The sequence below is a fragment of the Rhodanobacter sp. Root480 genome, from assembly GCF_001426645.1.
Classification (GTDB): Bacteria; Pseudomonadota; Gammaproteobacteria; order Xanthomonadales; family Rhodanobacteraceae; genus Rhodanobacter; species Rhodanobacter ginsenosidimutans.
Genome location: NZ_LMEX01000001.1, coordinates 371,187 through 395,226, shown reverse-complemented (window position 1 = coordinate 395,226; position 24,040 = coordinate 371,187). Strand labels below are relative to the sequence as shown.

Genomic DNA, 24,040 nt, shown 5'->3' with positions numbered 1-24,040 from the left:
GGTCACCCTTGCGGGGTGGCGCGCGCGATCAACCAGCGGTGGCTATGGCTGCCCGTTGGCGGCAGCCTTCTGCAGGGTAGAAGCCGGGCGCCATGCCATACCAATGAAATATTGGCCATTAACCATATTGAAAGGGAATACATCCCGCCCGCTCAAACACCGGGCCAATGGCTACCGCTGCGGGCCTGGTAGAGCTTGTGCGACGCCGCCCGCAAGGCCTCGAGCACCCGCTCGGCGCCGGGCGACAGCTGGTGGTTGCGTCGGCGCACGATGCCGAAGTACTCCATGCGCACGCCCAGGTTGATCGGCAGCACGCACATATGCCCCATCTGCAGGTAGAACTGCACCGACTCCGGCGGCAACGCGGTCAGCATGTCGCTGTTGCGCAGCAGGTGGACGATGATCGGCAGGGAACCGGTTTCCACGATGTTCTGCGGTGGCGGCTGGCCGTGTTCGAGAAACACCATGTCCAGTCGCGAACGCAGCACGCTGCCCGGCGGCGGCATGATCCAGCCGTAGGCGGCCAGGTCCGCATGGGTAATCTGCGACTGGTGTGCCAGCGGATGGTCGGCTCGCGCCAGTACCGCGTGCGGCTCGTCGGCCAGCGATTCGAAATCGAGCTCGCCCGCCCCTTCCGGCCCCATGATCCGGCCCACGACAATGTCCAGCTGGCCATCCAGCAGCTTGGCCACCAGCGGGCGGCTGTAATCCATCTCCACCTTGATCAGGATGTCGGGACAGTCGCGCTTGACCATCGCAATGGCCTGCGGAACCAGGTTGGTGCCCGGGTTCACCACCGTGCCTATCGATGCCTGCCCCATGAGGCCACTGCTCAACGCGGCGATCTCGTCCTGGGCGCGGCCGATCTCCGACAAGGCCGAACGCGCGCGCCGGATCAGCACCTGGCCGTAACGCGTCGGTTCCACGCCGCGTGCATGGCGCTCGAACAACGGCACGCCCAGCAGGCTTTCCATCTCCGCCAGCATCTTCGACGCGGCCGGCTGGGTCATGTTGGCGGCCTCGGCGGCGCGCAACACCGAGCGGTGTTCGTGCAGGTACAGCAGCAGCGACAAGTGGCGGGTTTTCAGGCGGGTGATGCCGAGACGGCGTGCGTCAGGTTGGATCATGGTGCTCTCCAGGCGGCAACCTATGCCCGCACAGAATAGTTGATACAAAAAGCTTCACCGCGGCATATAGGTTTCCTGTCAGGACATACCATCACCCTGTCAGGTGCCCTGCCTACCCGGGGCCGGCAGCCACCGCCACCCGCGCATAGCGCATCGGCGACTGCCCGACGTGGCGCGCGAAGGCCACGCTGAAGGTGCTGGCGGAGCTGTAGCCGACGCGCTCGGCCACGTCGGTCAACGCGCCTTCCCGACGCCGCAGCAGTTGCTTGGCCAAGGCCATGCGCCAGGCCAGCAGATAGGCCATCGGGGCGACGCCGACGGTGCGGTTGAAGCGATCGAAGAAGGCCGAGCGCGACAGGGCCGCCGCTTTCGCCAGCTGGGCCACCGTCCACGGACGTGCCGGGTTTTCATGCATCTGTCGTATCGCCCCGGCCAGGCGCACGTCGGCAAGGCCACGCAACAGGCCGGGTGATGCGGCCGTGACGGCGGCGGATCGAAGCGCTTCGATGAAGAGCACTTCCACCAGGTGGGCGAGAACGACATCGCGCGCGGGGCGCCCGGCGCGGGATTCGTCGGCAACCAGTTGCACCACGGTGGCCAGCCGGTGGTCGTCGCGCACGTGCACCAGTCGTGGCAGCAGCGAAACCAGCAGGGCCGCATCCGGCGAACCGAAACTGCAGTGGCCCACCAGCAACCGGACATCGGGCGCGCCGGTCGGGATGCCGAGCCGGAATTCACCATCGGGCAAGGGCGCGGGCGGCGCGTCGATGTCTCCCGGTGCCAGCAGCTCCTGGCTGGTCATGGTGAACTGCTGTGCGGCGGGTATCAGCACGAAATCGCCCGCGCGAAGCGCCATCGGCGCGTCGCCGTCGACCGTCAGACGGCATGCCCCGTCAATCACCACGCAGTAAAACGGTTGCCCGAGTTCCTCGCGATGCACGCGCCAGCGACCGGCGCCCACCACGACCTTGGAGAAACGGGCGGCCGGCTGCAGCAGCGTGACAATCTCCGCAAACGGATCGACCATGCCGGACTCCTGCGAAAGAAAAATGGATTCGCCATTGTAGCAAGTCCAGCCTCAGCCACCTATCGTTTCGACTCCGCCCATCACTTATGGAGTCACCATGAAAACCGTCCTGATCACCGGCTGCTCATCCGGCTTCGGTCTCGAGACCGCCCGCCATTTTCTCGATCGCGACTGGAACGTCATCGCCACCATGCGCACGCCGCGCCAGGACGTGTTGCCCCGCTCCGCGCGCCTGCGCGTGCTCGCGCTCGACGTCACCGATACGCAAAGCATTGCCGAGGCCGTGGACGCGGCCGGGCCGATCGATGTGCTGGTGAACAACGCGGGTATCGGCGTGCTGAACGCGCTGGAAGGCACCAGCATGGATATCGCCCGCGCCGTCTTCGAAACCAACACCCTGGGCACGATCGCGATGACGCGGGCGGTGTTGCCGCAGTTTCGCGAACGGCAGGCGGGACGCATCGTGAATGTCACCTCCAGCGTCACCCTGAAATCGTTGCCGCTGCTCTCCGTCTACACCGCCAGCAAGGCGGCCATCAACGCGTTCACCGAATCACTGGCGTTGGAGCTGGAGCCGTTCCAAGTGCAGGTGAACCTGGTGCTGCCGGGACGGGCGCCGGACACGGCCTTTGGCGACAATGCGCGGTCCCTGATGCAGGAGGGTTTCCCGGCGCCGTACGTCGATTTCGCGCAGAAGATCTTCGCCGGGATGGCGCAGTCATCGCTGATCACGACGCCGCAGGATGTGGCCGAAGCGGTGTGGCGTGCGGTGAACGATCCCTCGTGCCCGCTGCGCATTCCGGCCGGTGCGGACGCGGTGGCGGTGGCCGAGGCGCTGTAGAACCGCTCGCCGCTTGCCGCGGACGATGCACGCCGACGGGAACCGGGCCTACGATACGCAAGGCCTCGCGCGGGGCGGTGAACTCACCGCCAGCGAGGCCACGCCCCTTCGGCCACCCATTGGACTACGCATGATCCGCCACCTCACGATCGCACTCGCGCTGATTGCCGCCATGCCGGCTTTCGCCGCCGAGAAAGCCACCCCCACCGCCAGCGAATTGCTGGCCCGCTCGCAGCCCGCCGAATGGCGCACGCCCGACCCGGAAAACCTGCTGTACATGCAATTGCCGCAGGGGCGCGTGGTGATCGAGCTGGCGCCGGATTTCACGCCGCTGCATGCGGCGAACATCCGCACCCTGGTGCGCGAGCACTACTTCGACGGGCTGGCCATCGTGCGGGTGCAGGACAACTTCGTCACCCAGTGGGGCGACCCCAACGATGACGACGCCGGCGACAAGAGCAAGCTGCACTCGCTGGGCAGCGCGAAGGCCACGCTGCCGCCGGAATTCAGCCGCGCGATCGACCCGACCCTGCCGTGGACGCCGTTGACCGACGGCGACGTGTACGCGCCGGAAGTGGGTTTCTCCGAAGGCTTCCCGGTGGGGCGCGACCCGGCCAGCGGGCGCGAGTGGCTGATCCATTGCTACGGCATGGTGGGCGTGGCACGCGACGTGGCGCCGGAAACCGGCAGCGGCAGTTCGCTGTATGCGGTGATCGGCCAGGCGCCACGCCGGCTGGATCACAACCTCGCCATCGCCGGCCGCGTCCTGCAGGGCATGCCACTGCTGTCCGCCCTGCCGCGCGGCGCCGAACCGATGGGCTTCTATACGAAACCGGCGCAACGCGTGCCAATCACGTCCGTACGATTGGCCGCCGATGTGCCTGCCAGCGAGCGCGTTCCCATTGAAGTGCTGCGTACCGACAGCCCCACTTTCGCGGCGTTGATCGACGCAAAACGCCACGGCCACAACGCGTTCTATCCGACACCCGTGGGCAAGCTCGACGTGTGCGGCATCGAGGCGCCGGTACGCGAGGTGAAAGCGCCTTCGCGTTGATGCGGCCATCCTCGCCCCTGTAGGAGCGACTTCAGTCGCGACGCTTTTTCCACAAGGCCTCAGAGCAAGAGCGTCGCGGCTGAAGCCGCTCCTACAGGATTCCCGATTCCCATCTCACCGATAACCCGCCGCCTGCAGTTCGAACAACTCCGCGTAATGCCCATTCGCGGCCAGCAAATCGGCATGACTGCCGACCTCCTCGATCCGCCCGCCATCCAGCACGATGATGCGGTCGGCCATGCGCACGGTGGAGAAGCGGTGCGAGATGATCACCGCGGTCTTGCCCTGCGACAGCTCCTTGAAGCGCTGGAACACCTCGAACTCCGAGCGCGCATCCAGCGCCGCGGTGGGTTCGTCCAGGATCAACAGTGGCGCATCGCGCATGTAGGCGCGGGCGATGGCGATCTTCTGCCACTCGCCGCCGGACAGGTCCACGCCGCTCTTGAACAGCTTGCCCAGCATCTGCTCGTAGCCTTGAGGCAGTTTCGCGATCACCTCGTCGGCCATGCTGCGATGGGCGGCCTCGATGATGCGCGGCTGATCCTCGCGGGCGTCGATGCGGCCCACTGCCACGTTGTCGGCGGCGCTGAGGTAGTAGCGCACGAAATCCTGGAAGATCACCCCGATGTTGAGCCGCAGCTCCTCGAGGTCGTAATCCGCCAGCGGATGGCCGTCCAGAAGAATCCGGCCCTCGTCGGGGTCGTACAGCCGTGAGAGCAGCTTCACCAGCGTGGTCTTGCCCGCGCCGTTCTCGCCCACCAGCGCCAGCACCTCGCCGGCGCGCAAGGTGAAGCTGAGATTGCGCACGGCCCAGCGTTCCGCCTCCGGATAGCGAAAGCCCACGTTCTCGAACACGAAGCCTTCGCGGATCGGCTGCGGGAACGGCCGCGGATTGGGTGGCGACAGGATCTCCGGCTCGATGCGGAAAAACGAGAACAGGTCGTCGAGGTACAACGCCTGCCCCGCCACTTGCGAAAAGCCCACCAGCAGGCTTTCCAGCAGGTTGCGCAGGCGACGGAACGAGGCGGACAGGAAGGTGAGATCGCCCACGCTGAAATCACCGCTGACCGTGCGGTAGGCGATGATCACATAGGCCGCGTAATAGCCGATCGTGCCGATGGTGGTGAACAACCCGCCCCAGCCCGCGCGGCGCAGCGCGATGCGCCGGTTGGCGGCATAGATGGACTGCGACAGCACGCGGTAGCGCTCGATCAGGAAGGCGTTGAGGCCGAAGCTCTTCACCTCTTTCGCGTTCTGCGCGCTGGCACCCACTTGCCGCAGGTAATCCAGTTCGCGCCGCTCCGGCGTCCACTGGTAGTTCACCGCGTAGCTCTGCGCGTTGAAGTGGAACTCGCCCAGGAACGCCGGCACCAGCGCAATCAGCAACAGCACGATCAGCCACGGCGCGTAGACCAGCAGGCCCACCGCGAAACTCGCAATGGTGACCATGTCCTGCGCCTGGCCCAGCAGCTGCGACAGCAGCGAACTGCGCCCGGCCACCTGGCGGCGGGCGCGGTCCAGCTTGTCCTGCAGGTCGGCGTCCTCGAAATCCTCCAGGTCCAGCGAGGCGGCATGTTCCATCAGCCGGATGCTGGTGCTGTTGGCGTACAGCTCGGACAGCAGCGAATCGATCATCGAAACGATGCGGCCCAGGATGTCCGCTCCTACCGCCAGCGCAAACTCCAGCGCCAGCAGCAGCCACAGGTGATCGAGCACGCCACTGGCCAGCCAGTCGCCCACGCTGGCGTGCACGTTGCCGATCGCGAGCAAACGCACCACCTCGTCGATGATCAGCTTGCCCACATACAACGTGGCCACCGGCAGCAGTGCGCGCAGCAGCCGCAGCACGATGCTGGATGTGCTGAGCAGCCGGCTGGTCTGCCAGATGCTCTTCAGGAACGGCGGCAGATTGCGCAAGGCGGCAAACCGCTCGCGCAGGCTCTGCGCCGGCGGCGGCTCACCGTGCCTGCCCGGCTGCGCCGCGCCACGGCCAACCCGCCCTCCCATGCTGTACTCACGTGGCATTCGGCATCCTTGATGTGGCAACCGGGCGAGCATGCCATTTCATGCGAAAAGGCGTGGTGCCGGCGCGAAGGCGGCCCGGGAAAATCGACCGCCGGGGTATTGTTCAAGACATTCTTCCGATATATCGTAGAACACTCTTGATACGAATGGGAACTCATCATGGGCCTGCACCACTTCTTTCGCGCCATGCATCATCGCCGCCACCCCGACTGGTGCGGCCACGCCGGGCACACCGGCCACGAGCGCCACGCCAGCCCCGGTTTCGGCGGCCATCGCGGTGGCGGTTTCTTCGGTGGATGGGACGACATGCGTGGCGGCGGCCGGCGGGGCGGCGGTGGCCGGATGTTCGGCCACGGTGACCTCAAGCTGTTGCTGCTGGCGCTGATCGAACAACAGCCGCGGCATGGCTACGAAATGATCCGCATCATCGAGGAGATGTTCCACGGCCACTACTCGCCCAGCCCCGGCGCGATCTACCCCACCCTCACGATGCTCGAGGAACTGGGCTACGCACAGGTCGAGGACACCACCGGCAACCGCAAGCTCTATGCGATCACCGACGAGGGCCGCAGCTTTCTCGACGAGAACCGCGCCGAAGTGGAAGCGGTGACCTCGCGCACCGAGCAGAGCGCCCGCATGGCCGCAAAGATGTCCGCACCGATGACGGTGCGCAAGGCGATGCACACGCTCAAGTACGCCCTATTGATGCGCGGCACCCGCTGGGACAAGGCCGAGGCGCAGCGCGTGGCGGCGATATTGGAAAACGCCGCAAAAGACATCGCCAGCGGCGCCCCAGGCGAGTGACGAGTCGCGCGCGCAGCGATGCTTGTGGGAGCGACTTCAGCCGCGATGCTTCCTGGTAGAAACGGAGCAGCCCCACGGTCGCGAAATCAAAGGGTGTGGGTTGACGTGCCCTTCGACTTCAGCCTTCGGCCTACGCTCAGGGAGAACGGCTGAGGGAGCGGCGGCTCTGCTTTGTGCTTTGTGCTTTGTGCTTTGTACTTTTGCTTTGGCTCCATCCCGAGTGCGGGCCAGGATGGCCCGCTGCTCTACCCGGGCCCCTGTGCGGCGGTGAGTCGGGGCCGACAGGCCGCGCAGCGGGCGAGTCCAGGGATGGACTCGCCTTTTCGCGCGGGCAGGATGCCCGCTCGAAAAGCCCGGCCCCGGCTCACGGACTTGCCGCCCATGGAGGGGCGGCAAGCGCCAAGCGGGGTGGCCTTCTCTTTTGGTTACTTTTCTCTTGGCCACGCAAGAGAAAAGTAACTCGAGCGCCGTAGGCGATCGAAAGCTCTGGCTTTTGCTCGTGCTTTTGATCTGCTTGCGCCGAAGCGCAACCAAAAAGCATCGCGACTGAAGTCGCTCCTACAAACAGCAAAAGCATCGCGCACGACCGAAGGAAGTCCCTTGTGGACGGGTGCGCTCCTACAGAGTTCACGCGATCCGAAGGCCGCATACAACAAGCCGGCGCGATGAATCTCACCTGAGCCCACTCGCCTGCCACCACGTAATTTTTTCACGCCGCACGCTATTCGTTGACCTGGGCAGGCCGCGGCACATTCGCCGGCGGCCGGCAACAGGAGATGGCGATGACGCGCAGCCGGAAAATCGTGGCCTGGATCGTGGGCGTGCTGCTGGCGCTGATCGTGGTGCTGGTCATCGTGATCGCGCTGTTCGACTGGAACCGGCTGAAGCCGTTCATCAACGACAAGGTGAGCCAGGCGATCGGGCGACCGTTCGCCATCAATGGCGACCTCACCGTGGACTGGAAGCGTGAGCGCGATGGCGGCGGGATCGCCGCGTGGGTGCCGTGGCCGGAATTCACTGCGCGCGACATCACCATCGCCAACCCCGAATGGGCCGAGCAGCCGCGGTTCGCCACATTGCAGGCGTTGCGCTTCCGGTTGTCACCGCTGCCGCTGCTGGCGCATCGCATCGACGTGCCGTGGCTGCAACTCGTGCAACCGACCGTGGACCTGCAGCGCGACAAGCAGTCACGTGCCACGTGGGACTTCACCCTCCCGAAAAGCAGTGCGCCATCGGCGTGGCAGTTGAACCTGGGCACGATCGGGTTCGACCGCGGCAACGTGACACTGGATGACGCAGTCAGCAGCATCAAGCTGAAGGTGGCGATCGAGCCGTTGCAGGACGCGATCCCGTACGACCAGATCGTGGCCCAGCAATCCACCGAAGCGCGCGAACAAGCCAGCAAGACGGTTGGTGCCGCCGCGAAGAAAACCCTGGCGATCAGCGCAGACAAGGACGACGCCGACCACAAGATCGGCAAGCCGCGCGCTTCCACCGCTTATCTGTTTGGCTGGACGGCCACCGGGACTTACCAGGGCAATCCGGCCAAGGGCCACGGCAAGACTGGCGGCGTGCTGGCGCTGCAAGACGCCAGSGAGCCGTTTCCGCTGCAGGCCGACGCGCATATCGGCGACAGCCATATCGCGCTGGTGGGCACGCTGACCGACCCGATGCATCTGGGCGCGCTCGACGTGCGGCTGTGGTTCTCCGGCACCAGCATGGCCAAGCTCTATCCGCTGACCGGCATCACCCTGCCCGACACGCCGCCCTACGCCACCGAGGGCCATTTGAAAGCCACGTTGAAGAAGGGCAACAGCCGCTACAGCTATGAGGATTTCCGCGGCCGTGTGGGCGGCAGCGACCTGGCCGGCAACCTGTTGTTCGTCACCGGCGGCGAGCGGCCCAAACTCAGCGGCGACCTGCATTCCAGGCTGCTGCAGTTTGCCGACCTGGCACCGCTGGTGGGTGCCGACTCGAACGCATCCAAGCAGCGGCGTGGCGACGCCACCGCGCAACCGGCGGGCAAGCTGCTGCCGGTGGAACCGTTCCGCACGGATCGCTGGCGCGCGATGGACGCGGACGTGAAGTTCAGCGCCGATCGCATCGTGCACGGCGAAACCCTGCCGATCGATTCGCTGAGCACGCACCTGCAGTTGAACGATGGCCTGCTCCGGCTCAACCCGCTGCGCTTCGGCCTGGCTGGCGGCAGCGTCGGCAGCACCTTGATGCTGGATGGCAGCCAGTCGCCGATGCAGGGCGCGATCGATCTCAACGCACGCCACCTGAAACTGAAACAACTGTTTCCCACCTTCGAACCGATGCGCACCAGCTTCGGCGAAATCAATGGCGACGCCGCGCTGAAGGCGCATGGCAACTCGGTGGCTGCGCTGCTGGGCAGCGCCGACGGCGAGCTGAAGCTGCTGATGAATGACGGTGCGATCAGCAAGACCCTGCTGGAAACGGCCGGCCTCAACGTGGGCAACGTCATCATCGCGAAACTTTTCGGCGACAAGACGGTGCAGATCAACTGCGCCGCCGCCGACATGGCGGCGAAGGACGGCTTGTTCGACATGCGGCTGTTCGTGTTCGACACCAGCGACGCGGTGATCAACGTGGACGGCACGGTGAACTTCGCCACCGAGCAACTCGATCTGGACGTCAAACCCCACACCAAGGGTTTTCGCATCCTGTCGCTACGCTCGCCGCTCTACGTCAAGGGCACGCTGAAGAACCCGAACGTGGGCGTGCACGCGGGACCGTTGCTGGCACGCGGTGCCGGCGCGGTGGCGCTGGGTGTGGTGGCCGCACCGGCCGCCGCGCTGCTGGCGTTGATTGCGCCCAGCCATGACGAGGAAGGCGAGAACACCTGCCGCGCGGTGCTGGAACAGCTTCGGCATTCCGGCAAGATGCCGTCGACCAAGGGCACAAAATAGCGGCCAGCCCGGTGAGAGCGACTTCAGTCGCGATGCGCTTTCTTTGGAGTCCCAGAGCAGAAGCATCGCGACTGAAGTCGCTCCCACAAAAGGCCGCCAACCCGCCAGACCAGGCGCTAGAATGCCGCCACCTCTCCCTGTGAAATCCCCATGCAAGCCGTCAGCCGGGCCCGCCTGCAGATCCACTTCTGCGTAGTGCTGTGGGGATTTACCGCCATCCTGGGCAAGCTGATCACGCTGCCCGCGCTGCCGCTGGTGTGGTGGCGCATGGTGCTGGTGGCGGCGGCGTTGCTGGCGATGCCGCGGGTCTGGCGCGGCTTGCGCGCGATGCCGGCGCGGCTGCGCTGGGCCTACGCCGGCATCGGCGTGCTGGTGTCGCTGCACTGGCTCACGTTCTATGCCGCGATCAAGCTGTCCAACGCGTCGGTGGGCGCCACCTGCATTGCACTGGGACCGGTGTTTCTGGCGTTCATCGAGCCATGGCTGGCACGGCGCCGGTTCGACCCGCGCGAATTGCTGATCGGCGTGGCGGTGGTGCCGGGCGTGGCGCTGGTGGTCGGTGGCGTGCCGCACGAGATGCGCATTGGCCTGGCGGTCGGTGTGCTGTCGGCGCTGTTCGTGGCCTTGTTCGGCTCGCTCAACAAACGGCTGGTGGATCATGGCGACCCGCTCACGGTGACCTGCATCGAGCTGGGTACCGGTGCGGTGTTTCTCACCGCGCTGGCGCCGCTGCTGCCGCACGCCGGGCCGGCGTTCGTGCTGCCAGGCCTGCATGATTCGCTGTTGCTGCTGGCGCTGTCGTTCGGCTGCACCTTGTTGCCGTTTGCACTGGCGCTGGTGGCGTTGCGGCACATGAGCGCGTTCGGCACGCAGATGGTGACGAACCTGGAACCGGTCTACGCGATCGTGCTGGCGATCGTGCTGCTGGGCGAGCAGCGCGAGCTGGATCACGGATTTTATGCGGGCGTGGTGGTGATTCTGGCTGCAGTGTTCGTGCACCCGTTGCTGCACCGGCGCCAACGCGCCACCAAACAGCCGGAGCTGATGGCCACCGCCGAGCATCACGGCATGGTGGATTGAGCCGCCGGACCGTACCGGCGCATCAACCGGACATGAACTCCGACACGCGATCCCGGCCACGGTGCTTGGCCTGGTACAGCGCGGTATCCGCGCGGCGGATCACGTCTTCGACGGACGCCGCTTCGTCGCCGATCCACACCATGCCGATGCTCAGTGTCACCGTGAAGTGTTGCGCGCCCCAGCGATGCGGCTGGGCGCTCACCGCCGACTGGATGGTGGCCATGCGCTCGATCGCCGCTTTCCGGCTGATGTTCGGCAACACCACCAGCAACTCTTCGCCGCCATAACGGCCCACGCGGTCGCCATCGCGCAATTGCGACTGCAGGCGCTGGGCGATCGTCAGCAAGGCGGCATCGCCAGCCTGGTGGCCGAACGTATCGTTGATGCGCTTGAAGTGATCGACGTCGACAAGACCCACCGCCAGCCCGGCGGCATGCCGCCCTGGCGACTCCAGCCGGGCGGCGAGGCGTTCCAGAATGGCGCGGCGATTGTGCAGCCCGGTGAGGCTGTCGTGGGTGGCCTGCTGGTAGAGCTCGGCACGCGTGCGTTCGAGCTCGCGCTTCTCCTCGGTGAGCTCGGCCGTGCGCCCGCTCACCAGGGCTTCGAGCTGGCGGTTCTGGCGCAGCAGGCGGCGCGAATACCAGCGCCAGATGATGGCCAGCAACAGCGCCAGCAACAGCATTTCGACCAGATACACCCACCACATTTCCCACCACGGCCGTGGAATGTGGAAATCGACATAGGTCGACGCCGAGGTCGTGCGATGGTCGTCGTCCAGCGCCTGGATTTCCAGCCGGTAGTTGCCGGAGGACAAACCGGTGAAATTGATGACATACGAATGCGTGTCGACCCAGTCCGACCCGCTGAGCCGGTAACGGAAACGCGGATTGCCGTTGGCGGCCCCACCCAGCACGGCATAGCGCACGGTCAGCGGCGCGGCGTGGCCATCCATGTTCACCTCACCGCCCGCTTCCACCGGCGCGTCGCCTTGCGTCACCGAGGTGATGGCGACCGTGTGCGGGCTGCGCGCGACCATCTCCTGCGGATGCAGGATGTGGCTCACGCCGACGGGCGAACCGATCCACACCGAGCCGTCGGTATCCTCGAAAAACGCGTTCTGGTCGGCCTCGTCCCACAGCAGGCCCTCGTCGCGTGACAGGTGGGTCCAGTAGCGGCCGTCGAAAATATCCACGCCACCACCACCGCCCACCCAGATCCATCCGCGCTGATCGCGCCGGATGAAATACGCCAGCGTGTTGTCCAGCCAGGCGTCCACGATCGGGGCAATATCCAGTTGGTCGCCTTGCACCGACGCGCGCCAGACACCCGGCTCATTGGCGCCCAGCCACAGGCTGCCATCGGCATCCACCGCCACTGCGCTGAACCCGGCCACCGGGCCCTTGCCGCGGGTTTGCATGCGGCTCCATTGCCCGCCGGCATAGCGCAGCACGCCGGTATTGCAGGCAAACCACAGCGTGCCGTCGTCGCCCTCGGCAATGTCGGAGCATTGGCGATCGGTGGTCTGCGCCGCCGCAACGCGCTGAACGGCGGCGTCTTCGCCATCGAGGTAGTAGATGCCGTTGACGGTGGCGATCCACAGACGCTGTTGCCGATCGACGCGCAACGTCTTGATGAAAGCGGGCAGCCGCGCCACCAGCCGGGTGCCACCGCTGGCCGGGTCGAAACGCAGCAGCCGGTGATCGTACAAACCGATCCAGATGCCGCCGTCGGCCGCCTTGGCCAGCGACAGCGCCTGTCGCGGCAATGGATCGATGCGCACCGGCCAGGGTTGGAGCCGGGTTTTTCCGTGCTCCAGCACGCTGCCGCCCAATTCGTTGCCGAACCACATGTGGGTGGCGTCGGCACGCAGGATCGACCAGTTCGGCAGACCCTGCATGCCCTGTGTTTCTCCCCAGCCCTCGACCGTGCCGTAACCGGCCCAGCGCGCGATGCCGCGCCCGTAGGTGCCCAGCCAGAAACTTCCCTGCGTGTCGAACATCAACGCGTTGATGTTGATGTCGGGCAGGCCTTTGCGGCTGTCGATCAGCGTCCAGCCCGCGTCGCTCCAGCGCGCGAGCCCATGATTGACGGTGGTGAGTACGCGGCCCTGGCGGTCTTCGACGAAACGGCCATCGTCCTTGACCACGCCGGTCGCGCTCTCGGGCAGGTCACGCGCGGTGAAACGCGTCGCCCCGGCCAGCCGCACGCTGACATGCCGCGTGCCGCGCAGCCACAGGTTGCCCGCCCGATCCAGTAGCATGCCCATCCAGCCATCCGCGGGCACACCCTGCCGCGGCCCGTGCAACACGACTTGCCCATGGCCGGAAGCATCGAGGCTGCACACCGCCGTGCCACAGCCCAGCCACAACCGGCCCTGCGCCAGATAGGCGGTGGTGATGCGACGCAACGCCGGCAGTGCGGCGAGCTGCGCTGCGTCGAACATCGGCTGCAATCGCCAGGGCTGTCCTTGGCCATCCTTCCCTCGGCCATCGCCCGAAAGCGCCATCAGCTCGTCATTGCGCACCAGCAGCACGCGCCCGTCATCCAACATGACCAGCGGGCGCCCAACATCGACCACCAGCGGCTGGCCGTTCGGCTCGACCTTGGTGAAATGCATGCCATCACCCCGTCGCAGCCCCGACTGGGTGGCCACCCACAGCAGCCCGTCGCGCGGGTCCTGCGCCATGGTTGTGACGTACTCACCCTTGTCGAATCCCTGCGCAACGCCCATCCGCTCGAAATTGCCGCCGTTGAACCGGTACAGGCCCATTTCGGTACCCGCCCACACGAAGCCGCGCCGATCCTGCAGCAGCGCGGTGATGGTCAGGCTTTCCAGCCCGGCCTTGCGGTCGTAGTTCTGCAGTGAATACTGCTGCGCACGCAGCGGCGCGCCTGCCAGCAAAAGCAGCGCGACCATCGCCAGCAGCAGACGGCGCCCGGGCAACCTCATCAATAGCCTCTTCACTTCCGGCGGAAGGGTGGATGTGCGGGATAAGCAGATTACGTGCCATGCGCCGAAAATCCCCGCCCGCGGCGATTGCGCCGGCGCAGGGGGTAGCGGCCTGCGCCTCTATACTTGGGCACTCCCCGCCGCCGTGACCGCCCATGAACTACCGCCACGCCTATCACGCCGGCAATTTCGCCGATGTCCTGAAGCACACCGTGCTGCACGCACTGATCGAGTCGTTGCAGGCCAAACCTGCCCCGTTTTGCTACATCGACACCCACGCCGGCAGCGGCAACTACCCGCTGGAGGGCTTCGAGGCACGCAAGACCGGCGAACACAAGGACGGCATCGCGCGGCTGCATCCGGCGGAAAAAGTCCCCGCGCTGCTGCAACGCTGGCGCGCCGGCGTCCTGTCGGGCGAAGGCAACGAGGACGGGCTGAAGTTCTACCCCGGCTCGCCGCTGCAGGTGGCCCGCCTGCTGCGCCCGGACGACAGCGCGCAACTGTGCGAACTGCATGCCGAGGAAGCGGCCAAACTGCGCCACCTGCTGCACCGCGACCCGCGCATGCACGTGCACCAGCGCGATGGCTACGAGGCGTTGAAAGCCCTGCTGCCGCCGAAGGAAAAGCGTGGCCTGGTGCTGATCGACCCGCCGTACGAGGCGCAGGAGGCGGAGTACAAGGTGATCGAGCAGGCGCTGAAGACCGCGCTGCAGCGCTGGCCCACCGGCATCTATGCGGTCTGGTATCCGATCAAGCTGCGCAGCCAGGTACAACCGTTCCTGCGCGGCTTGCAGCGCATCGGCGCCCGCCGCGTGCTGCGGGTGGAGTTGCTGGTGCACCCGGACGATTCCCCGCTGCGCCTCAACGGTTCGGGCATGGCCATCCTCAACGCGCCCTGGAACCTGGACGACGTGCTGCGCGAACCGCTGCGCGCCTTGGGCGACCTGTTGGCGCAGGACAAACCGGCCGAGACACGGCTGGACTGGATCCTGCAGGAGGGCGCCGAGCCGCCCGCGCCCAGCCCGCTGCCGGCATCGCGCCTGTCCACCAACCAGCGCCCACCGCGCCCGCGCTGAACGGTCGCGCCACACATTTCCGCCACACCTTGCACCGTACCGTTGTCCGTGAAAACCACGCCGTCACGCCACAGGAGTTCGACCATGCGTATCGCCGCCCGCTCCTTGCTGTTTTCCGCCCCGCTGCTGGCGCTCGCGCTGGCCGCCTGCGCTCCGGCGCCGATCTACAAGAACACCGCCAACGCCATCGCCGCCACGCCGGCCCAGGTGGCGCAGTCGCCCGAGCGGTATACCGGCAACGCGGTGATCTGGGGTGGCCGCGTGGTCGACGTGAAGAACTTCGCCGACCACAGCGAAATCGAGGTGCTGGCCTATCCGCTCGATTCGTCCCAGCGCCCCAAGGCCAACGACACCGGCAACGGCCGCTTCATCGCCGTCACCCCCGGTTACGCCGAGCCGCTGAATTACCCGTCGGGCGCGTTGATGACCGTCAGCGGCACGCTCAACGGCAGCCGCAGCGGCAAGGTGGGCGAGGCGCCCTACGTGTTCCCGCTGATCACCGTGAACGAATCGCACGTGTGGACCGCGGAGGAAATGCGCAAGGGCCACAACAACGTGCATTTCGGCGTGGGGCTGGGCGTGGGCATTCGCTGAAGGCGCGATGCCGCCCGATGATTCCGTCGGGCGGCATCCATGATCGATTCCGCGGTGCCCGGTTGAAACCATCTTGAGCGCCGTCGGGCAACGCTAGAATTGCCGCCCTCACTTCCACTCCCACGATGGATACGCATGTCAGGCCACGCCAACTCACGCAAAGCGATCTTTCTGGCGCTCGGCGCCAACTTCGCCATCTTCGTCGCCAAATTGTTTGCCGCCATCGTCACCGGCTCGGGCGCGATGATGGCCGAGGCCGTGCACTCCCTGGCCGATTGCGGCAACCAGGGCCTGTTGCTGCTGGGGATGCGCCAGGCCAGGCGGCCCGCGTCGGATGAGTACCCGCTGGGCTGGGGACGCGCGCTTTACTTCTGGTCGCTCCTGGTCGCGATCCTGCTTTTCAGCGTGGGCGGCATGTTCTCGATCTACGAAGGCGTGCACAAGCTCACCCATCCCGAACCGCTGAAGTGGCCGTGGCTGGCGTTGGGCGTGTTGGGTTTCGGCATCATCGCCGAAGGCATCTCGATGCGAGGCTGCCTGCAGGAGGTGAACAAGGCGCGCGGTGAGCAGGACCTGTGGACGTGGTTTCGCCAGACCCGCTCCAGCGAGCTGCTGGTGATCTTCGGCGAGGATCTGGCCGCGCTGGTCGGCCTGTGCCTGGCCGCGCTCGCCGTCGGCGCCACCATGCTCACCGGCAACCTGATGTTCGACGCGGCCGGCACCATCGCCATCGGCGTGTTGCTGATCGTGGTGGCCGTGCTGGTAGCCATCGAGGTGAAGGCGCTGCTGATCGGCCAGGGCATGGAGCCCCGTCGCCGCGAGGAACTGCTCGACTTCCTGCGCCAGCGCCCGGAAGTGGCCGAGGTGCTGAACCTGATCACCCTGCAGATGGGTCCGGACGTGATGGTGGCGATCAAGGCGCGGATGCAGCGGACCTCCGGCGACCAGGCCCTGATCGCGTCGATCAACACCGTGGAAGCGGCGATGAAAGCCCGCTTCACCGACGTGAAGTGGAGCTTCTTCGAGCCCGACAACGCGGACTGAGCGGCGTGACCTGACGCCGCAGGGCCGGTCGAAGGCGGCACGTTACAATGGCGGCCCTCCGACGCCAGCAATCGACCCATGCGCAACCCTCTGCAAGAACAACTTCTCAAGGCCGGGCTGGTGAAGAAAAACCAGGTGGCCCAGGCGGTGCGCGAGCAGGCGAAAAAGCACAAGGGCAAGCAGCCGACGGCACCAAGTACCGAGCAATTGGAAGCGCAGCGCTTGCAGGCGGAAAAGGCCGCGCGCGACCGCGCCATCGCCGCCGAGCGCAATGCACAGTTGCGTGCCGCCGAGGCGCGGGCGCAGGTGCAGCAGATCGTGGAGGCGCACAAGGTGAAGCGCGAGGGCGAGATCGCCTACCGCTTCACCGATGGCGACCGCATCAAGGACGTGCTGGTGAACGAGGCGCTGCGCGCGCAACTGGCCGCGGGCACGCTGGTGATCGTGCGCCACGGCCAGGGTTACGAACTGCTGCCGCGCGTGGCGGCCGACAAGGTCTACGAGCGCGATGCCTCGGTGATCGTGCTCGATCACGGCCAGCCCGCGCCGGACCACGCGCCCGACGCGGACGACGCGTTCTACAGCAAGTTCGAAGTGCCCGACGACCTCATCTGGTAGCACGCCAGGCGTTTCCGTACCGCAGCAAATCAGTGGTGTATTGAGCTCGTCAAGCCTTTTCGCGCCGTTGCAATTTCATGCTGCATTGCACACAATACGCGAAAGTACGGACGTTCTCCATGAGCCTTGCCATCACGTATTCCGCGCCGCTCCGTTTTGCCCCGCTGCCACCGCGCAGCAGCGAGCGCTTCGCCCGCCGCTCCCCCAACGACGAACCGCGTGGCGAACGCGTCGCCACCCGCGACGGCCGCGAACTGGTACTGCGCCCGATCGAACCGGGCGATGTGGCCGCCCTGCAACGCTGCTTCTCGCGGCTGTCGCCGGAAGACATCCGGCGCCGTTTCCTGCACGCCATGTCGGAGCTTCCCGCGCAGATGGCGCAGCGCCTGTGCCAGGTCGATCCGGCGCTGGAAACCGCGTTCGTCCTGATGGACGAATCCACCACGCCGGCGGAGATGCGCGGCGTCGGCCGCGTCTATGTCGACCAGTCCGCCGACAACGCGGAATTCTCGGTACTGGTGGAGCACGACTGGACCCGCCTGGGCCTGGGCGCGCTGCTGATGCAGCGTCTGGTGGACGATTGCCGCCGCCGCAACCTGGCCGAAATCTGGGGCTACGTATTGCTAGAGAACCGTCCCATGCTGGAACTGTGCAAGGAACTCGGCTTCGTGCGCCGCTTGCTGCCCAGCGAACCAGGCACCGCGCAGATCTCACTGGCTCTGGCGCCGCGCTGACGCGCGCCGTCCCGAATCCCAGGGAGGTCTGATCAATCGGTTTTTTGCTCGTCATTCCTACGGAAGCAGGAATGACGAGCAAAATCAGAGCTTCCCCAATCCTTGCTCTCAGGGCATCGCGCCCCGACTCATCGGCGTGGGCGGCGTCGCCACGTTCACCAGTGGCGCCAGCCGCACCAGCCGCAGCGCGATCAGCAACCCGGCCAGCACCAGCACGCCCACGAACAAAGCCACGCCGTTCCATCCGTGCGATGCGTAGAACAGCCCGCCGCTGGCGCCCGCCACGCTCGAACCCATGTAGTAGCAGAACAGGTACACGGACGACGCCTGCGCCTTGGCCACGCCGGCACGCCGCCCCACCCAGCTGCTGACGATGGAGTGGCCGCCGAAAAAGCCGAACGTCACCGCCACGATGCCCAGCATGATCAGCGGCAACGGCCGGCACATCGTCAAAGCTACCCCGGCCAGCATCAGGGCGAACGCCGTCCACAGCACCTTGCGCCGCCCCAGCTTGCCGGCCAGGTGGCCCATCCACGCCGAGCTGAACGTGCCCACCAGATAGATGCCGAAGATCAACCCCACCACCGCCTGGCTGAGGTTGTACGGCGCCGCCAGCAAGCGATAGCCCAGGTAGTTGTAGACGGTGACGAAGGCACCCAGCAGCAGGAAACCCTCGACGAACAACCACGGCAGGCCACGATCATGGAACATACCGGCAAAGCGGCCGATCACCAGCCGCCAGCGCAACGGCTGCGCCACGAAATGCCGCGAGGGCGGCAGCGCGCGCCAGAAGATCGCGCCGGCCAGCACGCCGATGACGCCAACCACCATGACACCGGCGCGCCATCCGAAAAAGTCCGCCAGCACGCCGGTGATCAACCGCCCGCCCATGCCGCCGACTGCACTGCCGCTGATGTACAGCCCCATGCCCAGGCCGATCGATTCGACGTGCATTTCCTCGCCCAGGTACGTCATCGCCACCGCCGGCAATCCGCTAAGGGTCAAACCGAGCAAGGTGCGCACCACCAGCAGCGCCGTCCAGTTCGGCATCACCGCCGTCACCAGCACCAGCAGCGCCGACGACAACAGCGACGCCACCATCACCGACTTGCGCCCCCACGCGTCCGACAACGCCCCGGCGAACAACATCGCCACCGCCAGCACGCCGGTGGTCAGTGACAACGACAGCGCGCTGCCCGCCGCGCTCACGCCATAGTCGCGACTGAATTCCGGCATCAGCGGTTGTACGCAATAAAGCAAGCCGAACGTGGCGAACCCGGCCGCGAAAAGCGCCAGGTTGGTCTGGCGGAAGGCGGGCGTACCGTGGTGGATGAAGGGTGCGTGCGCCGCGTCATGTGGGGCTGACGCCGCGACGGAAACAGGCATCGTGGGGGATTCCATCCGACCCATGATACGACCGCCTGGATGGCTGCGGCCTAACCGCATGTCCCTGTGGGAGCGGCTTCAGCCGCGATGCTCTTCGATACGTCCGATAAGAGCATCGCGACTGAAGTCGCTCCTACATCATGTTACGAGAGTCGTGCCACGGTGCGCCGGTAGCGCGCGGCGATGCGCTCCTCATCGCGATGGCGAAAACCGCGTACTTGCCAGCAGCCACCCACCATCACATCGCGCACCAATGGCGTGTTGCCGGCAAAGATGAAGCTGTCGAGCAACGCGCGCGCATCGCGTCCCGCCAGCAGCGGCGACGTTTCATCCAGCACGATCAGGTCGGCGCGCGCGCCTTCGCGCAGTTCGCCGGCCGCAAACCCGGACGCCTGCGCACCACCGCGCAAAGCGGCACGCCACAGGGTTTCGGCCACACTGTCGCCCGGCTGCCGGGCGGCGACATTGCGGTGCCGCGTGACGAGACGCTGGCCGTATTCCAGCCAGCGCAACTCCTCCACCGGCGAGATCGAAATGTGCGAATCCGAACCGATGCCCAGCGTGCCGCCGGCATCCTGATACGCAGCCAGCGGGAACAGGCCGTCGCCCAGGTTGGCCTCGGTGGTGGGACACAGGCCGGCCACCGCGCCGCTGCGGGCCAGCTGTGTGGTCTCCGCCGCCGTGAGGTGGGTGGCGTGCACCAGGCACCAGCGCGCATCGACGTCCGCATGGTCGAACAGCCATTCCACCGGCCGCGCGCCGCGCAGGGCCAGGCAATCCTGCACTTCGCCAATCTGTTCGGCGATGTGGATGTGGATCGGCGCTTCCTTCGCGTCGTCGCTGGCCAGCACCTCGCGCATGGCGTGTTCCGGCACCGCGCGCAACGAGTGCAGGGCGATGCCGACGCGCAGGTCGTCACTCTGATGCCGGCGCAGCGTTTCCAGCAACCGCAGATAGCTCTCCACGGTGTGGCCGAAGCGGCGTTGGCGCGCGGCCAGCGCACGGCCGTCGAAACCACCGCTGATGTAAAGCACTGGCAGCAAGGTCAGCGCGATGCCTGCTTCACGGGCGGCTTCGATCAGCGCCAGCGACATGATCTCGGGCTGCGCGTAGGGCGTGCCGTCGGGCTGGTGGTGGAGGTAGTGGAACTCGCAGACCTGGGTGTAGCCGGCCTTGAGCATCTCGACGTAGAGCTGGGCGGCGATGGCCTGCAACGCGTCCGGGCCGATCGCCGCGGCGCAGGTGTACATCGTTTCGCGCCAGCTCCAGAAGCTGTCGTCGGCGCGGCCACGCCGCTCGGCCAAGCCTGCCATTGCGCGCTGGAAGGCATGCGAATGCAGGTTGGGCATGCCGGGCAACACCCAGTCACCCAGGGCTTCGCCAGTCGCGTCCGCGGCGCGCGCCACGCGCCCGCCGTCGATGCCGAAGGTGGCCGCCTGCTGCCAGCCGTCGGCCCGCCACAAATGGCCGGCCCGATAGGAACCATGGTGATCAGTCATCGGTGGACTCCACAGGCATCGCCGGCAGTGTAGCGGCGTCGACCGGTCTTCACCCGCACTTGGAACGCGCTGTGCATAATCGCCGCATGGCCAAGAAACCCAATGAAAACACGCCAAAACTGACGCTGCGCCAGGCCGTGCTGGCCGACGTGCCGCAACTGGCCGACCTCACCGCCCGCGTCTATTCGGACGAATGGGGTCATTCGCGCGAGATGCTGCGGTCCCAGCAGACGCACTTTCCCGAGGGCCAGTTCGTGGTCGAGTACGAGGGCAAGGTGGTGGGTTACTGCGCCACCTTCCGCATCGACGAGGCCACCGCGCTGGCACCGCATACGTGGATGCAGATCACCGGCGGTGGCATGGCCTCGCGGCACAAGCCCGATGGCGATTGGCTGTACGGCATGGAAGTGGTGGTGCACCCGGATTACCGCGGCATGCGCATCGGCCAGCGGCTGTACCACGCACGCAAGCGGTTGTGCACCGACCTGAAACTGCGCGGCATCGTGTTCGGCGGGCGCATTCCCGGGCTGGCCAAATACATCACTCGTTATGGCAGCGCCGACGCCTATGTGCAGGCGGTGCTGGATGGGCAGCGGCGCGACCCCACGCTCAGTTTCCAGCTGTCCAACGGTTTCGAGATGATCGGGCTGTTGCGTGCCTACGTGCCGTCCGACCATGAATCGCTGGGCTTCGCCGTGCACCTGGTGTGGCGCAATCCGCGCTTGCTGAACCAGCCGGACGTACCTTCGATCCCCTCCACCCAGCACCTGCCCGATTCCGTGCGGGTGGCGTCGGTGCAATACCTGCAGCGGCGCATTGCCTCGTTCGAGGAATTCGCCACCCAGGTCGAGTATTTCACCGACATCGCCGCCGACTACAACGCCGACTTCGTCACCTTCCCCGAGCTGATCACGCTGCAGTTGCTGTCGATCGAGAACACCGAGTTGTCGCCGGTGGAGTCGATCCGCAAGCTGAGCCATTACACGCCGCAGGTGAAGGAGCTGTTCAGCCGTCTGGCCGTCCATTACAACATCAACATCATCGCCGGCACGCACCCCACCGAGCAGGCCAACGGCGACATCCACAACGTCTGCTACATCTGCCTGCGCGATGGCTCGATCCACGAGCGTGAGAAGCTGCACCCCACGCCCAGCGAGCGCAATGTGTGGAACATCAGCGGCGGCGAGAGCGCGGCCACGGTGCTTACAGACTGCGGGCCGATCGGGGTGATGATCTGCTACGACAGCGAGTTTCCCGAAGTGGCGCGGCACCTGGTGGACCAGGGCGCGCTGATCCTGTTCGTGCCGTTCTGCACCGACGTGCGCGAAGGCTACCTGCGGGTGCGGTACTGCGCGCAGGCGCGGGCGATCGAGAACCAGTGCTACGTGGTGATGTCGGGCAACGTGGGCAACCTGCCCGGCGTCAACAATTTCGATATCCAGTACGGCCAGAGCTGTATCCTCACGCCCAGCGATTTCGGCTTCGCCCGCGATGGCGTGGCGGCCGATTCAACGCCGAACATCGAAACCGTGCTGTTTGCCGACCTGCGCCTGGAAGGCCTGGCCCGCGCGCGCAACGCGGGCGCGGTGACCAACCTCAAGGACCGCCGCTTCGATCTGTACGAGACCCGCTGGCGCACGCTTCCCGGCGCCACCTGATCGTACACACGCGCCTCCACCTCGCCGGCCACGCCAGCCTGCGATAATCACGCGATGGATGATTCTCCCGAACCCGTGGCCACCTCGTCGAATCCACGCCTGCAGGCGCTGCTTGGCCACGAGTTCTTCGCACCACACCAGTGGAAACGGCGACTGGTGCTGTGGGTGGGTGCGGTGCTGGTGGCGCTGGCGGCGATCCTGTTCGCCAAGGCCAGCGTGTGGTCGTACCACCTGTTCCTGCGCATCCTCGCGTTCGGCGTGTGGATTCCGCTGATCCTCACTCCGCTGGTGTTCGGGCTGCTGGCGTGGGTGACCGAAGGGCGGTTGCGCGCGACCCGCGGCAGCGGCATTCCGCAGGTCATCGGCACACTGCACATCGAGGACGAGGGCTTCCGCGCGCGCATGCTGTCGCTACCGATCGCGGTGGGCAAGATGTTGCTGACGCTGATCTCGCTGGCGGTTGGCGCCTCGATCGGGCGTGAGGGGCCGACCGTGCATGTGGGTGCAGCGCTGTTCTATTCGATCGGTCGCCGCTTCGGCTTCACCGATCCCAAGGCGGCCTCGCGCTTCATCCTGGCCGGTGGCGCGGCAGGTATCGCGGCGGCGTTCAATACACCGCTGGCCGGCGTGGTGTTCGCGATCGAGGAACTGGCCGGCACCTTCGAGCATCGCTTCAGCGGCTTGCTGCTGACCGCCGTGATCATCGGCGGCGTGGTCTCGCTGGGCATCATGGGCAATTACTCGTATTTCGGCGAAGTCGAGGCCAGCCTGCCGCTGGGGCGCGCCTGGCTGGCGGTGCTGCTTACCGGCGCCATCTGCGGCCTGCTCGGCGGCCTGTTCGCGCGCCTGATCCTGCTCAGCCGTCACGGTCCGCTGGCCCGGATCGGACGCCTGCGCGCGCGCTGGCCCGTGCCGTTTGCGGTGGGCTGCGGGCTGGCGCTGGCGCTGCTGGGGCTGTGTTCGCACAACGCCATCTATGGCACCGGTTACGACCAGGCCCGCGCCATCGTGCAGGACGCCGTCAACACGCCGGGGCAATCCTTCGGCATCGCCAAGTTGCTGGCCAACGTGGTGTCGTACTGGGCTGGCATCCCGGGCGGCATCTTCTCGCCGGCGCTGGCGGTCGGCGCCGGCCTGGGCCAGAACATCACCCAGTTCCTGCCGGACGTGCCCGCCGCCGCAGTGGTGTTGCTGGGCATGAGCGCGTACCTGGCTGGCGTCACCGGGTCGCCGCTGACCTCGGCGGTGATCGCCATGGAACTCTGCGACAACCAGGACATGGTGATACCGATCATGGCCGCCTGCCTGCTGGCACGCGCGGCCGCATCGCTGTTCTGCCCTACCCCGGTCTATCGCGATTTCGCCGAGCGCATGGTGCAGGATTACGAACAACGCCACGCCACGCGCCACCCGGCCGCCGAAAGCGATGACGACGCCGATGACGCCGGCAGCGAATCCACGCCGATCGGGCGCACCAGCGCCTTCGAGGAGCCGGCCGCACCCGGCGAAAGCGCGGCTCGCCGCCAACCATCGGACACGCAATAGAAGAAAACCACAGGACGTGGTTTTCTTCACAAGCCCTGAGTCAGC

18 protein-coding genes are annotated in these 24,040 nt (G+C 66.3%); 12 read left to right on the top strand and 6 right to left on the bottom strand.

The annotated features are described in order from the left end of the window. Positions 1 to 152: 152 nt before the first annotated feature. Together ASD22_RS01890 and ASD22_RS01885 are read right to left on the bottom strand one after the other, a co-directional pair. Positions 153 to 1,127 (bottom strand): LysR substrate-binding domain-containing protein, encoded by a 975-nt coding sequence (locus tag ASD22_RS01890; RefSeq protein ID WP_056078191.1) that lies wholly within the window; start codon positions 1,125 to 1,127, stop codon positions 153 to 155. 112 nt (positions 1,128 to 1,239) lie between these two features. Beyond that, positions 1,240 to 2,154, bottom strand: coding sequence for an AraC family transcriptional regulator (locus ASD22_RS01885; RefSeq protein ID WP_056078186.1), 915 nt, complete (start codon positions 2,152 to 2,154; stop codon positions 1,240 to 1,242). Positions 2,155 to 2,251: 97 nt separating this feature from the next. Here ASD22_RS01885 and ASD22_RS01880 point away from each other — a divergent pair, with 97 nt between their 5' ends. Together ASD22_RS01880 and ASD22_RS01875 are read left to right on the top strand one after the other, a co-directional pair. After that, positions 2,252 to 2,995 (top strand): SDR family oxidoreductase, encoded by a 744-nt coding sequence (locus tag ASD22_RS01880; RefSeq protein ID WP_056078183.1) that lies wholly within the window; start codon positions 2,252 to 2,254, stop codon positions 2,993 to 2,995. Between the two features lie 130 nt (positions 2,996 to 3,125). Next, positions 3,126 to 4,049: a peptidylprolyl isomerase gene (locus ASD22_RS01875; protein ID WP_056078180.1), complete on the top strand. Its 924-nt coding sequence runs from the start codon at positions 3,126 to 3,128 to the stop codon at positions 4,047 to 4,049. 114 nt (positions 4,050 to 4,163) lie between these two features. On the opposite strand, the gene ASD22_RS01870 is transcribed toward ASD22_RS01875, so the two are convergent. Next, positions 4,164 to 6,074 carry an ABC transporter ATP-binding protein gene (locus tag ASD22_RS01870; protein WP_235577477.1) on the bottom strand — a complete coding sequence of 637 codons (1,911 nt, stop codon included), beginning with the start codon at positions 6,072 to 6,074 and terminating at the stop codon, positions 4,164 to 4,166. 159 nt (positions 6,075 to 6,233) lie between these two features. Here ASD22_RS01870 and ASD22_RS01865 point away from each other — a divergent pair, with 159 nt between their 5' ends. The 3 genes from ASD22_RS01865 to ASD22_RS01855 all read left to right on the top strand — a co-directional run bounded on the left by ASD22_RS01865 (position 6,234) and on the right by ASD22_RS01855 (position 10,891). Further along, positions 6,234 to 6,878 (top strand): PadR family transcriptional regulator, encoded by a 645-nt coding sequence (locus ASD22_RS01865; protein ID WP_056078177.1) that lies wholly within the window; start codon positions 6,234 to 6,236, stop codon positions 6,876 to 6,878. A gap of 782 nt (positions 6,879 to 7,660) precedes the next feature. Then, on the top strand, positions 7,661 to 9,811 hold the full coding sequence (locus ASD22_RS01860; RefSeq protein WP_056080787.1) for an AsmA family protein: 2,151 nt from the start codon (positions 7,661 to 7,663) through the stop codon (positions 9,809 to 9,811). Positions 9,812 to 9,961: 150 nt separating this feature from the next. After that, positions 9,962 to 10,891: a DMT family transporter gene (locus tag ASD22_RS01855; protein WP_056078174.1), complete on the top strand. Its 930-nt coding sequence runs from the start codon at positions 9,962 to 9,964 to the stop codon at positions 10,889 to 10,891. A 22-nt stretch (positions 10,892 to 10,913) separates the two neighbouring features. On the opposite strand, the gene ASD22_RS01850 is transcribed toward ASD22_RS01855, so the two are convergent. Further along, a complete protein-coding gene (locus ASD22_RS01850; protein ID WP_235577476.1) occupies positions 10,914 to 13,841 on the bottom strand; it encodes a ligand-binding sensor domain-containing diguanylate cyclase in 2,928 nt (975 codons plus the stop codon). 155 nt (positions 13,842 to 13,996) lie between these two features. Here ASD22_RS01850 and rlmJ point away from each other — a divergent pair, with 155 nt between their 5' ends. From rlmJ to ASD22_RS01825, 5 genes are all read left to right on the top strand, one after another. Beyond that, positions 13,997 to 14,917: a 23S rRNA (adenine(2030)-N(6))-methyltransferase RlmJ gene (gene rlmJ, locus ASD22_RS01845; protein ID WP_056078172.1), complete on the top strand. Its 921-nt coding sequence runs from the start codon at positions 13,997 to 13,999 to the stop codon at positions 14,915 to 14,917. A gap of 84 nt (positions 14,918 to 15,001) precedes the next feature. Further along, positions 15,002 to 15,511 carry a Slp family lipoprotein gene (locus tag ASD22_RS01840; protein ID WP_056078167.1) on the top strand — a complete coding sequence of 170 codons (510 nt, stop codon included), beginning with the start codon at positions 15,002 to 15,004 and terminating at the stop codon, positions 15,509 to 15,511. A 135-nt stretch (positions 15,512 to 15,646) separates the two neighbouring features. Further along, positions 15,647 to 16,555 carry a cation diffusion facilitator family transporter gene (locus tag ASD22_RS01835; protein ID WP_056078164.1) on the top strand — a complete coding sequence of 303 codons (909 nt, stop codon included), beginning with the start codon at positions 15,647 to 15,649 and terminating at the stop codon, positions 16,553 to 16,555. A gap of 78 nt (positions 16,556 to 16,633) precedes the next feature. Then, positions 16,634 to 17,173, top strand: coding sequence for a DUF2058 domain-containing protein (locus ASD22_RS01830; RefSeq protein WP_056078161.1), 540 nt, complete (start codon positions 16,634 to 16,636; stop codon positions 17,171 to 17,173). Between the two features lie 119 nt (positions 17,174 to 17,292). After that, entirely contained in the window at positions 17,293 to 17,907 is a 615-nt protein-coding gene (locus ASD22_RS01825; RefSeq protein ID WP_056078158.1) for a GNAT family N-acetyltransferase, read from the top strand. Positions 17,908 to 18,015: 108 nt separating this feature from the next. On the opposite strand, the gene ASD22_RS01820 is transcribed toward ASD22_RS01825, so the two are convergent. Together ASD22_RS01820 and ASD22_RS01815 are read right to left on the bottom strand one after the other, a co-directional pair. After that, a complete protein-coding gene (locus ASD22_RS01820; protein WP_056080781.1) occupies positions 18,016 to 19,293 on the bottom strand; it encodes an MFS transporter in 1,278 nt (425 codons plus the stop codon). A gap of 143 nt (positions 19,294 to 19,436) precedes the next feature. Continuing rightward, complete coding sequence (locus tag ASD22_RS01815; protein WP_056078154.1) at positions 19,437 to 20,792, bottom strand: formimidoylglutamate deiminase; 1,356 nt, start codon at positions 20,790 to 20,792, stop codon at positions 19,437 to 19,439. Positions 20,793 to 20,878: 86 nt separating this feature from the next. On the opposite strand from ASD22_RS01815, the gene ASD22_RS01810 reads away from it, so the two are divergent. Beyond that, a complete protein-coding gene (locus ASD22_RS01810; RefSeq protein ID WP_056078150.1) occupies positions 20,879 to 22,450 on the top strand; it encodes a bifunctional GNAT family N-acetyltransferase/carbon-nitrogen hydrolase family protein in 1,572 nt (523 codons plus the stop codon). A gap of 54 nt (positions 22,451 to 22,504) precedes the next feature. Then, complete coding sequence (locus ASD22_RS01805) at positions 22,505 to 23,995, top strand: chloride channel protein (RefSeq protein WP_056078148.1); 1,491 nt, start codon at positions 22,505 to 22,507, stop codon at positions 23,993 to 23,995. The last annotated feature ends 45 nt before the right edge of the window (positions 23,996 to 24,040 follow it).

What these genes read in the sequence shown, in the direction of transcription:
- ASD22_RS01890 (WP_056078191.1), bottom strand. Translation starts at nt 1,127, where the DNA reads ATGATCCAACCTGACGCACGCCGTCTCGGCATCACCCGCCTGAAAACC.
- ASD22_RS01885 (WP_056078186.1), bottom strand. Translation starts at nt 2,154, where the DNA reads ATGGTCGATCCGTTTGCGGAGATTGTCACGCTGCTGCAGCCGGCCGCC.
- ASD22_RS01880 (WP_056078183.1), top strand. Translation starts at nt 2,252, where the DNA reads ATGAAAACCGTCCTGATCACCGGCTGCTCATCCGGCTTCGGTCTCGAG.
- ASD22_RS01875 (WP_056078180.1), top strand. Translation starts at nt 3,126, where the DNA reads ATGATCCGCCACCTCACGATCGCACTCGCGCTGATTGCCGCCATGCCG.
- ASD22_RS01870 (WP_235577477.1), bottom strand. Translation starts at nt 6,074, where the DNA reads ATGCCACGTGAGTACAGCATGGGAGGGCGGGTTGGCCGTGGCGCGGCG.
- ASD22_RS01865 (WP_056078177.1), top strand. Translation starts at nt 6,234, where the DNA reads ATGGGCCTGCACCACTTCTTTCGCGCCATGCATCATCGCCGCCACCCC.
- ASD22_RS01855 (WP_056078174.1), top strand. Translation starts at nt 9,962, where the DNA reads ATGCAAGCCGTCAGCCGGGCCCGCCTGCAGATCCACTTCTGCGTAGTG.
- ASD22_RS01850 (WP_235577476.1), bottom strand. Translation starts at nt 13,841, where the DNA reads ATGAGGTTGCCCGGGCGCCGTCTGCTGCTGGCGATGGTCGCGCTGCTT.
- rlmJ (WP_056078172.1), top strand. Translation starts at nt 13,997, where the DNA reads ATGAACTACCGCCACGCCTATCACGCCGGCAATTTCGCCGATGTCCTG.
- ASD22_RS01840 (WP_056078167.1), top strand. Translation starts at nt 15,002, where the DNA reads ATGCGTATCGCCGCCCGCTCCTTGCTGTTTTCCGCCCCGCTGCTGGCG.
- ASD22_RS01835 (WP_056078164.1), top strand. Translation starts at nt 15,647, where the DNA reads ATGTCAGGCCACGCCAACTCACGCAAAGCGATCTTTCTGGCGCTCGGC.
- ASD22_RS01830 (WP_056078161.1), top strand. Translation starts at nt 16,634, where the DNA reads ATGCGCAACCCTCTGCAAGAACAACTTCTCAAGGCCGGGCTGGTGAAG.
- ASD22_RS01825 (WP_056078158.1), top strand. Translation starts at nt 17,293, where the DNA reads ATGAGCCTTGCCATCACGTATTCCGCGCCGCTCCGTTTTGCCCCGCTG.
- ASD22_RS01820 (WP_056080781.1), bottom strand. Translation starts at nt 19,293, where the DNA reads ATGCCTGTTTCCGTCGCGGCGTCAGCCCCACATGACGCGGCGCACGCA.
- ASD22_RS01815 (WP_056078154.1), bottom strand. Translation starts at nt 20,792, where the DNA reads ATGACTGATCACCATGGTTCCTATCGGGCCGGCCATTTGTGGCGGGCC.
- ASD22_RS01810 (WP_056078150.1), top strand. Translation starts at nt 20,879, where the DNA reads ATGGCCAAGAAACCCAATGAAAACACGCCAAAACTGACGCTGCGCCAG.
- ASD22_RS01805 (WP_056078148.1), top strand. Translation starts at nt 22,505, where the DNA reads ATGGATGATTCTCCCGAACCCGTGGCCACCTCGTCGAATCCACGCCTG.